At 70.8% G+C, this 11,605-nt stretch carries 11 protein-coding genes; 5 read left to right on the top strand and 6 right to left on the bottom strand.

What is annotated here, in order from left to right; genetic code table 11:
• Positions 1–4: 4 nt before the first annotated feature.
• Genes FK529_RS06990 through FK529_RS06980 form a run of 3 tightly spaced genes read right to left on the bottom strand, consistent with a single transcriptional unit; the run spans position 5 to position 1,997 of the window.
• Entirely contained in the window at positions 5–190 is a 186-nt protein-coding gene (locus FK529_RS06990; RefSeq protein WP_146560270.1) for an SCO6045 C-terminal-like domain-containing protein, read from the bottom strand.
• Positions 187–1,044 carry an MbnB/TglH/ChrH family RiPP precursor modification enzyme gene (locus FK529_RS06985; RefSeq protein ID WP_146560269.1) on the bottom strand — a complete coding sequence of 286 codons (858 nt, stop codon included), beginning with the start codon at positions 1,042–1,044 and terminating at the stop codon, positions 187–189. The genes FK529_RS06990 and FK529_RS06985 overlap by 4 nt, the downstream gene beginning before the upstream one ends.
• Before the next feature lie 5 nt (positions 1,045–1,049).
• Positions 1,050–1,997, bottom strand: coding sequence for a TIGR04222 domain-containing membrane protein (locus FK529_RS06980; protein ID WP_158635070.1), 948 nt, complete (start codon positions 1,995–1,997; stop codon positions 1,050–1,052).
• Positions 1,998–2,241: 244 nt separating this feature from the next.
• Here FK529_RS06980 and mshC point away from each other — a divergent pair, with 244 nt between their 5' ends.
• Both mshC and FK529_RS06970 read left to right on the top strand, forming a co-directional pair.
• Positions 2,242–3,486 carry a cysteine--1-D-myo-inosityl 2-amino-2-deoxy-alpha-D-glucopyranoside ligase gene (mshC, locus tag FK529_RS06975; RefSeq protein WP_146560267.1) on the top strand — a complete coding sequence of 415 codons (1,245 nt, stop codon included), beginning with the start codon at positions 2,242–2,244 and terminating at the stop codon, positions 3,484–3,486.
• A gap of 25 nt (positions 3,487–3,511) precedes the next feature.
• On the top strand, positions 3,512–3,823 hold the full coding sequence (locus FK529_RS06970; protein WP_146560266.1) for a hypothetical protein: 312 nt from the start codon (positions 3,512–3,514) through the stop codon (positions 3,821–3,823).
• Positions 3,824–3,839: 16 nt separating this feature from the next.
• On the opposite strand, the gene FK529_RS06965 is transcribed toward FK529_RS06970, so the two are convergent.
• Positions 3,840–4,730 (bottom strand): PAC2 family protein, encoded by an 891-nt coding sequence (locus tag FK529_RS06965; protein ID WP_146560265.1) that lies wholly within the window; start codon positions 4,728–4,730, stop codon positions 3,840–3,842.
• A gap of 26 nt (positions 4,731–4,756) precedes the next feature.
• Between FK529_RS06965 and metH the strand changes: the two genes are divergently transcribed.
• The gene (metH, locus tag FK529_RS06960) at positions 4,757–8,362 is read left to right on the top strand and encodes a methionine synthase (protein ID WP_146560264.1); all 3,606 of its coding nucleotides are present in this window, start codon (positions 4,757–4,759) and stop codon (positions 8,360–8,362) included.
• Between the two features lie 6 nt (positions 8,363–8,368).
• The gene (locus tag FK529_RS19995; protein ID WP_158635069.1) at positions 8,369–8,545 is read left to right on the top strand and encodes a hypothetical protein; all 177 of its coding nucleotides are present in this window, start codon (positions 8,369–8,371) and stop codon (positions 8,543–8,545) included.
• 156 nt (positions 8,546–8,701) lie between these two features.
• Here the strand turns inward: FK529_RS19995 and FK529_RS06955 are convergent, their stop codons facing one another.
• A complete protein-coding gene (locus tag FK529_RS06955; protein ID WP_146560263.1) occupies positions 8,702–10,429 on the bottom strand; it encodes a bifunctional metallophosphatase/5'-nucleotidase in 1,728 nt (575 codons plus the stop codon).
• An 84-nt stretch (positions 10,430–10,513) separates the two neighbouring features.
• Between FK529_RS06955 and FK529_RS06950 the strand changes: the two genes are divergently transcribed.
• Positions 10,514–11,176 carry an HAD family hydrolase gene (locus FK529_RS06950; RefSeq protein WP_146560262.1) on the top strand — a complete coding sequence of 221 codons (663 nt, stop codon included), beginning with the start codon at positions 10,514–10,516 and terminating at the stop codon, positions 11,174–11,176.
• Here the strand turns inward: FK529_RS06950 and FK529_RS06945 are convergent.
• Positions 11,163–11,564, bottom strand: coding sequence for a hypothetical protein (locus FK529_RS06945; protein ID WP_146560261.1), 402 nt, complete (start codon positions 11,562–11,564; stop codon positions 11,163–11,165). The genes FK529_RS06950 and FK529_RS06945 overlap by 14 nt on opposite strands.
• Between the last annotated feature and the right edge of the window lie 41 nt (positions 11,565–11,605).

Below are 11,605 nucleotides of genomic sequence, written 5' to 3'. Positions count from 1 at the left end.
CAGATCAGCCGCGCCGCCACGGCAGCCACCGCGGTCGACGGTGCTGTTGTGCGTGCGCCGCGTGCGCGTCCCGCTTGTGCCGGCACACCGCGCCGGCGGCGGCGACCTCGTCCGGATCGAAGCCCTCGGGCACGGGGCCATCGGCGACGAGGGCCCGTACCAGCGCCTCCTGGCGCTCCCGCAGGCTCATGTCCACGCCGCCCTCGCGTGCTCGGTGATCGGCGCGCACCGCGCCGCCGCGGCGATCGCGTCGAGCTCGTCGAAGAGTTCCGCCGCGGGCGGGTAACGCCCGTCGCGCTCCAGCATGAACGGAACGTCGGCGCGCCCCCGCAGGGCCGTGACCAGCGCCAGGACTCCGGCATTCACCGGATCGGTGTGCGTGTCGTGGTACCGGCCGCCGCCCTCCGCGCCGCCGGCGACGTGACTGTAGGCGATCCGGTCGACGGGCAGCCGCGACAGCTCGTCGTGCGGGTCGCGGCCACGGTTGAGCGCGTTCGCGTAGACGTTCGCCACGTCCAGCACGAGGAGGGCTCCGGTGCGCTCCAGCAGCTCGGTCAGGAACTCCGCCTCGGTGTACTCCTCCTCGGGCCACCGCAGGAATGCCGCGATGTTCTCCACCGCGAGCGGCACCGGCAGCGCATCCTGCGTGCGGGCGATGTTGCGCACCAGCACGTCCAGCGCCTCGCGGGTGCGGGGCACGGGCAGCAGGTGCCCGGCCTCGACGCCGCCCGCGCGGACGAAGGCGATGTGCTCGCTGACGAGGGGCGCGTCGAAGGCCTCGGCGCACGCCGCCAGACGGTGCACCCGTGCCGGCTCGAGCTCGTCGACCCCGCCCAGGGAGAGCGCGACCCCGTGCGGCACCACGGGCACTCTTCGGTCACGGAGCGCCAGCAGCAACGGGTCCGGCACTGCCCGGCCGCGCCGCAGGCCGACCGATTCCGCGATGACCTCGCAGAATCCCGGGCGCAGGTCGGCGATGACGCCAGCGATCTCGCGCCGCCACCCCAGGCCGAGCGGGCCGAGGGCGGGAACGGTGCGCGTCATGACGCTCATCCTCCGCACCCCCCTCCGCCCCCGCACCCTCCGCCTCCACAGCCGCCTCCGCCGCCACACGACGATCCGCCGCCGCTGCAGGAGGAGCCACCACAGGTGAAGGAGCTACCGCAGGACGAGCCCCCACCTCCTCCGCCTCCTCCTCCGGCTCCGCCTGCCACGGCCATCGTCGCGGCGTAGCGCGGGTCGATCTGCCAGAGCGCGGCGGTACCGAAGAGCGCGACGGACATGCCCACAGCCGTGGCGCCGTAGGTGGAGAAGGCGGGTCGCAGGGCCGGCTTGAGGTAGCTCGCGCGGGCCTTCGCAGCCGCACAGAGCCGCGCTCCGGCGCGGGTGGTGCGGGGCACCGACGCCAGCGGGCGGAGGAGGAAGACGGCCGTGAGCACGGACGGGACGAGGTAGGACAGGATGGCCGCTCCCACGGGAACGCGCCCGGTCAGGATCACCACCGGCGTGCAGACGATTCCCGCGACCACCACGGCCGCGAGCGGCACCACGCCGAACCGGGAACGCCAGCGCTCGGTGCTCGTGCGCAGGTAGCCGCGTGCCGCGAGCCCGTCCTCGAGCTCCTTCAGCGGTGCGAGCTGGTCGTGGAGCAGCAGGTTCACGGAGAACTGCGAGCCGTCGAGCCGGTGCAGCATGCGCCGGGTGAACTCGTCCGCGTCCGGGGGCAACGGGTGCGCGGGGTCCGCGCGGCCCTCGGCGTCGAGGTGTCCGCCCGCCCGGAGCAGGCCCATCGTCGCGAGCAGCGGGGCCTGCCAAGACCGTAGGCAGGCGATCTCCGCCACGGTGAGCGGCGGGTAGGCGACCACCGGACGCCGTACCGCGGTCAGAAAACGCCAGGTCAGGGCGAACGCAAGTGCTCCGAGGAGGAGGTAGAGGAACCAGCGGGTCTCGGCGGGGAACAGTCGGTGCAGGACTTCCTCGAATTCATTGCGGGACATGACATTCACCTCCTGGTACGAGCTCTTCGTCGAATGTGGGTAAAGCATGGCGTCAGATCGCGCCGCCCGCTAGAGACCGGGGGCAAGAGTTTGCTGAGAGTTCCTGTGGCACAGGACTGCCCCTCGATGTTCGCTCTTCGTCCACATCTCGCCGGCATCGGTGCGCGTCGGGATTCGCGGGGAGCGGCTGCGCTCCGGCGCGGCCCGGAATCTCCGTCCGCGCACGGGCGCATAGGGTGGGGGCATGCGTTCCTGGCCGAGTCCCACCGTCCCCACCGTGCCCGGACCGTCGGTCCCGCTGCGCCTCTACGACACGTCCGACGCCGCGGTGCGACCGGTCAACCCCGGGCCGGTGGCGGGCATGTACGTCTGCGGTATCACCCCGTACGACGCCACGCACCTCGGGCACGCCGCCACCTACCTCGCGTTCGACCTGGTGGGCCGCGTGCTGCGGGACAACGGGCACGACGTGCACTACGTGCAGAACGTGACCGACGTCGACGACCCGCTGTTCGAGCGGGCCGAGCGCGACGGGATCGACTGGCGCGATCTGGGCGCCCGCGAGACGGACCTGTTCCGCGAGGACATGGAGGCGCTGCGGGTCATCCCGCCGCGCGACTACATCGGTGCCGTGGAATCGGTCGGGGAGGTGGTCGACCTCGTCGGGAAGCTCCTGGACAACGGCTCCGCGTACGTCGTCGACGACCCCGAGTACCCGGACGTCTACTACCGTGCCGACGCCACGGAGCAGTTCGGCTACGAGTCCGGCTACGACCGAGCGACCATGGAGACGTTGTTCGCCGAACGGGGCGGCGACCCCGATCGCCCCGGCAAGCGCGACGCCATCGACCCGATCCTGTGGCGCGCCGCGCGGCCCGGCGAACCGTCGTGGCCCTCGCCGTACGGTCCCGGCCGACCCGGCTGGCACATCGAGTGCGCCGCGATCGCGGCGAACCGCCTGGGCGCGACGTTCGACATCCAGGGCGGTGGCAGCGACCTGATCTTCCCGCACCACGAGTATTCCGCCGCGCACGTCGAGGCGGCGACCGGCGAACGCCGATTCGCCCGGCACTACGTCCACGCCGCCATGATCGGCCTCGACGGCGAGAAGATGTCCAAGAGCCGCGGCAACCTCGTCTTCGTCTCGACGCTGCGACGCTCCGGCGTCGATCCCGCGGGGATCCGGTTGGGCCTGCTCGAAGGCCACTACCGGCAGGACCGGCCGTGGTCCGACGAGGTGCTGCAGCGCGCGCTGGCGCGGTTGGACCTGTGGCGACGCGCCTTCCGCGCGTCCTCGGGCCCCGAGGGCGACGAACTCATCGCCCGGGTCCGCCGGTACCTGGCGGACGATCTGGATACCCCGCGCGCCCTTGCCGCGATCGACGCCTGGGCGGAGAGGGCCGTCACCGTCGGCGGCCCCGACGCGAGCGCCCCGACCGCCGTGGCGACCGCGGTCGACGCGCTACTCGGTGTACCTGGCGCGGCCTGACAGCTCGACACGCTATATTGCGCCTGTGAGGACCGTCAGCGAGTTGGCCCCGGATCTGACCGAGGGCGTGTGGACCGTACAGACCCGCACGTCCACGTACGTGGTCGACCTGGGTGAGATGACCCTGATGCGCGCCCCCGGCATCGGGGGCGACTCGGAGGGCGAGCAGTGGAGCATCAGCTCGCTGCGCCGCGACTCGGAGGACATCCCGCTGCTGGGCATCAAGAGCTGCCGGGTGGGGGAGTCGGCCCAGTTCTGGGTCCGCGCCGCCGACGACCCCGACGTGCGCACCTGGCGCATCACCACCCCGGTGGTCTCGATCGAACGGATCGGCTAGAACCGAACGGGCCCGTCTAGGGACCAGTGCCCGGGTCCCGGCGCCGCAGGTACTTCTCGAACTCCGCGGCGATCGCGTCGGCGTCGATGTGCTGCTCGACGTCCTTCGCCTCCGCGTCGCCGCGCTCCTCGAGGCCGCGGACGTAGTCGGCGACGTCCTCGTCGTCCTCGGTCATCTCCGTCACCGACGATTCCCAGGCCTCGGCGCGGGTCGGCAGATCGCTCAGCGGCACCGCGAGGTCGAGGGCCTGCTCCACCCGCTGCAGCAGTGCGACGGTGGCCTTCGGGTTCGGGGGCTGAGAGACGTAGTGCGGCACGGCGGCCCAGAACGAGACCGCGGGGAAGCCCGCGCGCACGCACGCGTCCTGCAACACGCCGGTGATCCCCGTAGGGCCCTCGTAGCGATTCTGCTCGAGCCCGAAGCGCTTCGCCGACTCCGCGTCGTAGCCGGCCCCCGTCACCGGAACAGGGCGGGTGTGCGGCGTGTCGGCGAGCAATGAGCCCAGGATCACGACGCTGTCGATGTGCAGCTCGGCGAAGACGGCCAGCAGTTGGTCGCAGAAGGCGCGCCAACGGAAGTTCGGCTCGGTGCCGCGGAGCAGCACCACGTCGCGGTCCGCCTTGGGCGGCCGGCACACGGAGAGCGTGGTCGACGGCCACTCGACGGCCCGGGTCACCCCGTCGACCTGCTTGATGATGGGCCGGTTGACCTGGAAGTCGTAGAAGTCGTCCGAGTCGACCTCGGTGATGAGCTTCGCGTCCCAGGTCAGTTCGAGGTGCTCAACGGCACCCGACGCGGCGTCACCCGCATCGTTCCAGCCCTCGAACGCCGCGATGAGGACCGGGCGGTCGAGCTTCGGGAAGGACGTCACTTCGAACAGAGTACGCGCAGGTCGTGCCGATTCGATTTGCCCGCACCCACTACCCTGGGACTATGACCCGTACGCATCAGCAGCCGCTGCAGTCGAGTTTCCTGGAGGCGGCGTCACGCCGTGTTCTCATAGGCGACGGTGCGATGGGCACGATGTTGCAGGCAGCGGACCTGACCCTGGACGATTTCCTGGGGCTGGAGGGCTGCAACGAGATCCTCAACGACACCCGGCCGGACGTGCTGGAGGGGATCCACCGCGCGTATTTCGCCGCCGGCGCGGACGCGGTGGAGACCAACACGTTCGGCTGCAATCTGAGCAACCTCGGCGATTACGACATCGCCGATCGCATCCGGGAGCTGTCGGAGAAGGGCGTCGCTATCGCCCGGCGGGTGGCCGACGAGTTCGCCGCGGACGGCACGCCCCGGTTCGTCCTGGGGTCCATTGGCCCCGGCACCAAGTTGCCCACGCTGGGCCACACCTCGTTCGCGGTGATCCGCGACGCCTACGCCGAGGCCGCGCGGGGCATGCTCGACGGTGGCGCCGACGCCTTCCTCATCGAGACCTGCCAGGACATCCTGCAGTCGAAGGCCGCAGTCCTGGGCTGCCACGCCGCGATGGACGAGCTGGACCAGCGGATCCCGATCATCGTGCACGTCACGGTCGAGACCACCGGCACCATGCTGCTCGGCTCGGAGATCGGCGCCGCGCTCACGGCGCTGGAGCCGTTGGGCATCGACATGATCGGCCTGAACTGCGCCACCGGCCCGGCCGAGATGAGCGAGCATTTGCGGCACCTGTCGAAGCACGCCGGCATCCCGGTGTCGGTGATGCCGAACGCCGGCCTGCCCGTGCTGGGCAAGAACGGCGCGGAGTACCCGCTCACGCCGGAGGAACTGGCCGAGGCGCTGTCCGGGTTCGTCGCCGAGTTCGGGCTGAGCTTCGTGGGTGGCTGCTGCGGCACCACCCCGGAGCACATCCGCCAGGTCGCCGAGGCGGTGCGCGGGACCGAGCGCCTACAGCGGGTTCCGGAGACCGAGAGCGCGGTCAGCTCGCTGTACACGTCGGTGCCCTTCGCGCAGGACAGCTCGATCCTGATGATCGCCGAGCGCACGAACTCCAACGGCTCCAAGGCCTTCCGCGAGGCGATGCTCGCCGGCGACCACGACAAGTGCGTGGACATCGCCAAGGACCAGGTGCGCGACGGCGCCCACATGCTGGACCTGAATGTCGACTACGTGGGCCGCGACGGCGCCGCGGACATGGCTGCGCTGGCGTCCCGGTTCGCGACCGCGTCGACGCTGCCGGTGATGATCGACTCGACCGAGCCCGCGGTCATCCGGGCCGGTCTGGAACACCTCGGCGGCCGGTGCGCGGTGAACTCCGTCAACTACGAGGACGGTGACGGCCCGGAGTCGCGGTTCACCAAGATCATGGAGCAGGTCGTGGCGCACGGCGCCGCGGTGGTGGCTCTCACGATCGACGAGGAGGGGCAGGCCCGTACCGCCGAGTGGAAGGTGCGGATCGCCGAGCGGCTCATCGCCGATCTCACCGGGAACTGGGGCCTGTCGCTCGACGACGTCATCATCGATCCGCTGGTGTTCCCGATCTCGACCGGTCAGGAGGAGGTCCGGCGCGACGCGCTCGAGACCATCGAGGCCGTGAAGATCCTGCACGCGAAGTACCCGAGCCTGCACTTCACCGTCGGCCTGTCGAATGTCTCGTTCGGTTTGAACCCCGCCGCGCGGCAGGTGCTGAACTCGGTGTTCCTGCACGAGCTGACCGAGGCGGGTCTCGACTCCGCGATCCTGCACGCGTCGAAGATCCTGCCGATGAGCAAGATCGAGGACGTGCAGCGCGAGACCGCACTCGATCTCGTGTACGACCGCCGCGGCCTCGACGGCCTGCAGTCCCAGGGCGACCCGGACTACAACCCACTGTCGAAGCTGATGGAGCTGTTCGAGGGCGTCTCCGCCGCCGGGGCCCGCGAGTCCCGCGCCCAGGAACTCGCGAAGCTGCCGCTGTTCGAGCGGCTGGAGCGCCGCATCGTCGACGGCGAGCGCGAGGGCCTCGACGCGGACCTGGACGCCGCGCTGCAGGAGAAGCCGGCACTGGCGATCATCAACGAGACGCTGCTGTCCGGCATGAAGACCGTCGGCGAGCTGTTCGGCTCCGGCCAGATGCAGCTGCCCTTCGTGCTGCAGTCCGCCGAGGTGATGAAGGCCGCCGTCGCCTACCTCGAGCCGCACATGGAGAAGGCCGAGGACGACGCGGGCAAGGGCCGGATCGTGCTCGCCACCGTCAAGGGCGATGTGCACGACATCGGCAAGAACCTCGTCGACATCATCCTGTCCAACAACGGCTACGAGGTGGTCAACATCGGCATCAAACAGCCGATCGCCGCCATCGTCGAGGCCGCCGAGGACAAGCACGCCGACGTGATCGGTATGTCCGGCCTGCTCGTGAAGTCCACCGTCGTGATGAAGGAGAACCTCGAGGAGCTCAACACCCGCGGCCTGGGGGAGAAGTACCCCGTGCTGCTGGGCGGCGCCGCTCTGACCCGCGCGTACGTGGAGAACGACCTCGCGGAGGTCTACGCGGGCGAGGTCAGCTACGCCCGCGACGCCTTCGAGGGCCTGCGCCTGATGGACGACATCATGGCGCTCAAGCGCGGCGACGGTCCCGATCCCGACAGCCCCGAGGCCCTCGCGGCCGCGGAGAAGGCGCGCGAGCGCAAGGAGCGGCACGCCCGCAGCCGTCGCATCGCCGAGAAGCGCAAGGCCGAGGCGGCGCCGGTCGTGGTGCCGGAGCGTTCCGACGTGGCGGCCGACTTCGAGGTCGCGACTCCGCCGTTCTGGGGCACCCGCGTGGTCAAGGGCATCGCGATCAGCGAGTACGCCTCTCTGCTCGACGAGCGGGCGCTGTTCTTCGGTCAGTGGGGCCTGCGCGGCGCCCGCAAGGGCGAGGGCCCGTCGTACGAGGAACTCGTCGAGACCGAGGGCCGGCCCCGGCTGCGGTACTGGCTCGACAAGCTCAAGTCCGAGAAGATCCTCGACCACGCGGCCGTGGTCTACGGCTACTTCCCGGCCGTCAGCCACGGCAATGTCATCGACGTCCTGGAGTCCCCGGATCCCGATGCACCCGTGCGGTACTCGTTCGAGTTCCCGCGGCAGCAGCGCGGCCGGTTCCTCGCGATCTCGGACTTCATCCGCGACCGCGACACCGCCCGCGCGCGCGGCGAGGTGGACGTGCTGCCCTTCCAGCTGGTCACGATGGGGCAGCCCATCGCGGACGCGGCCAACGAGCTCTTCGCCGCCAACAGCTACCGCGACTACCTGGAACTGCACGGCATCGGCGTGCAGCTCACCGAGGCCCTCGCGGAGCGCTGGCACCAGCGCGTGCGGCAGGAGCTGATCCTGCCCGGCGGCCGGACGGTCGCGGACACGGACCCGTCGGCGGTCACCGACTTCTTCGACCTCAAGTACCTCGGCGCGCGCTACAGCTTCGGCTACGGCGCCTGCCCGGACCTCGAGGACCGCGCGAAAATGGTCGACCTGCTGCAGCCCGAGCGGATCGGCGTGGAGCTGTCCGAGGAGTTGCAGCTGCACCCGGAGCAGTCCACCGACGCCTTCGTCCTGACGCATCCTGAGGCGAAGTACTTCAACACCTAGGCCGCGATGGACGACTACCGCCTGCACCTCCAGGCCGGCGAGCCGGGCGACGAGGGCGCCTGGTTCTGGCGACTCGACGACGCCGCCGGCCTGCAGATCGCGGCATCCTGGGCCGCGTCGCTCGTGGATGCTCTCGATGCCGTGAAGCAGGTGTCCGTGGATCTCGGCCTCGACGACGCCTGACGGCGAGGAAGTCGGCGTCAGCGCAGTTCGGACAGATCGACGATGAGGGGGAAGGCACCGTCGATCGCGATGCGCCCCGTGACTCGGGCGACGTCCCGCCTCACGTCTGGTGGGGTGCGCTAGCAGCCACGCCGTACACGTCGCGGCGGGCGGTCGCTACAGCTTCGTGATCCGGCTGGTGGGGACCTGCAGGTCCGGGGTGGCCTGCAGGTACTTCTCCAGCGCGTCCAGGTCGATCCCGCCGACGGTGAGGTCGGTGGACTGGGTGAAGACGCTGAAGCCGTCGCCGCCCGCCGCCAGGAAGTTGTTCGTGGTCACCCGGTACTTGGCGACTGTGTTGAGCGGCTGGTCGCCGACCTTCACGCTGTCGCGCACCACCTTTCGGTTCGGCGCACCGTTCGGGTCGTAGCTGTACGTGATGCCCGACGGTGCCAGGATCGTGGTCTTGGCGGGGTTCTGCCACTGCTGCTCGAGCAGGTCGATGATCTGCTGGCCGGTGAGCGAGACGGTGACGACCTGGTTGCCGAAGGGCTGCACCGTGTACGCGGCGCCGTAGGTGACGTCGCCGCCCTTGAGATCGGCGCGGACGCCGCCCGGGTTCATGAGCGCGATCTGTCCGGCGGCCTCGTTCGGGGGCCGGGTGGTGAAGAGCATCCCGTCGGCGATGACATCACCGAGCGGCGAGTCACCGCCGGGGAAGGCCTCCCGCTTGAGGTCGGCCGGGATCGTGCCGATCACCCGGTCGGCCCGCGGCTTGGCCTCCTTCTCGTAGAACTCGACGAGGCGCTGTGTCGCGGCGTCGGCGGGGAGGGTCCGGCGCACGACCCGGTTCACGGCCGTGGCCTTCGCCGTCGGACCGCTGAAGTCGAGGGTGATGTCGGTGATGAGACGGCCGTAGGACGCGGCCTGCGTGATCGTCCGGCCGTCGATGGTGCAGGTGTAGGCCTGATGCGAGTGCCCCGTGACGAGCGAGGTGACGGCCGGATCGATCCGCTTCGCGAGGTCGGGCACGGGCGCGGAGACGTCCTTGCACGCGTTCGGATCGGCCTCGCCGGAGCCCTTCTGGGAGCCGCCGTTGTGCATGGTCGCGACGATGGCCTGCGCTCCGGCGGCCTTGATCTCGGGTACGTCCTTGTTGATGGCGTCGGCCTCGTCTCCGAAGCTGTAGCCGCGCACGCCCTCCGGGGCGACGATGGTCGCGGTCTCCGGCGTGACCGTGCCGATGACCGCGATCTTCTTCCCGCCGACCTCGAACATCTTCCACGGGACGGTGCCGGGCGGCAGTTGGCCCTGCTCGTTGGTGACGTTCGCGGCGAGGTACTGGTACGCGGTGCCGGTGAAGGGCTCGCCCGGCTCGCAGCCCTGCGGCGCGCAGCCGCCCTTCTGCAGCCGCTCCAGCTCGATGGTGCCGTGGTCGAACTCGTGGTTGCCCACCGAGCTCGCCTGCAATCCCACGGAGTTCAGGAACTTGATCGTCGGCTCGTCGCGGAACAGGGCGGAGACCAGCGGGCTGGCGCTGACCAGGTCGCCCGCCGCGACCGTGAGGTTGTTCGGGTACTGCTTCTTCAGGCGCTGCAGCGCCGTGGCGAAGTACGCGGCGCCGCCCGCATCCTGGCCGGCGATCTTCCCCGTCGAGCCGGTGGGCGGCTGCAGGTTGCCGTGGAAGTCGTTGAACGCGAGCAGGTGCACCTGGTCCGGGTTCGCCGCCGGCAGATCGTCGACGCCGGGCACCGTGAAGCTCGCCTGCGCGGCTGACGACGCCGCTCCGGAGGACGATGCCGCGCCGGACGACGGCGACGCGTCGTTCCCGGAGGTGCCGCAGCTCGCGAGGAGCGCGGCGGTCGCGGTGAGTGCCAGGACGGTGTGCAGCCTGCGATTGCGCATGGCAGGAATTCGAGCACAGACAACCATCGTTCGGGTGACGAATGAATTAACACCGCGTGCGCGCTCCACCCTAGGGTGATGGGCATGACCTCTCCGTCGCTGCCCGCCGCGGTCCTGTTCGACATGGACGGCACCCTCCTCGATTCCGAGAAGCTCTGGGACATCGCCGTCGCCGAGTTCACCCGCGACCTCGGCATGGAGATCACCGCGGAGGCGCGGGAGTCGACGCTGGGCAACGCGACCGCGGATGCGCTGCGCAAGCTGTTCGACTTCGCACGGGTCCCGGAGGTGGACCGCGACTACGCCGGAGCCGAGCGGTGGGTGTCGGACCGCGTGGTCGAGCTGTTCGACGGCGGTATCCCGTGGCAGCCGGGCGCCCGCGAGGCGCTGGACCTCCTGGCCGCGGCGGACGTTCCGTTGGTCCTGGTCACCAACACGATCCGCGAGGTCACCGAGCACGCGCTGGGCACGCTCGGGCGGGACCGGTTCGTGGCCACCGTCTGCGGCGACGAGGTGCCCAGCCCCAAGCCCGCCCCCGACCCGTACCTGCGCGGCGCGAAGCTCGCCGGCTTCCCGGCCACGGACTGCGTCGCCGTGGAGGACTCACCGACCGGCTCCCGCTCCGCGCTCGCCGCGGGCTGCACGGTCCTCACCGTCGGCCCCGCGCCGGTGCTCGACGGTGCCCGCCACCTCGGCACGCTGTCCGGCGCGACCCTGGCGGACTTCGCGCGGCTCAGCCGACGCTGAACGAGGCGTCGCCGGCGCGGCAGGTCGCCGGACCGCGCGAGACAGTCGCGGTGCAGCGCCAGCCTCCCGTCTCGACGGTGACCGCCTGGCCGTCGGCGTGCGCCGCCGCCGAGGAGTAGGCGCGTGCCGCCCGCAGCACTCGCACGCAGTTCGCCGAGCCGCTGCGGATCACGACGGGCGCGTCGTCCTGCGCGGCGGCGACGGAGCCGCAGATCGTCCCCGGCGCCGCGAGGTCGACGACGTCGATCGGCGCCGCGGACGGCGCGGTCGACGTGCCCGCGATGGAGGAGAAGCTCACCTCGCTCGCCGCCGCATCGTCGTTCGCAATCGCGCATCCCGCGAGAGGGAGCAGCAGCAGGCCGCTCACCGCCAGCCAACGTAGGTTCATTGCCAGAACGCTAGCGCCGGCCGGTCGCCCGCGCCCGGCGA

The sequence above is a fragment of the Tsukamurella asaccharolytica genome, assembly GCF_007858435.1.
GTDB classification, from domain to species: domain Bacteria; phylum Actinomycetota; class Actinomycetes; order Mycobacteriales; family Mycobacteriaceae; genus Tsukamurella; species Tsukamurella asaccharolytica.
This window is presented reverse-complemented; position numbering and strand designations above follow the sequence as displayed.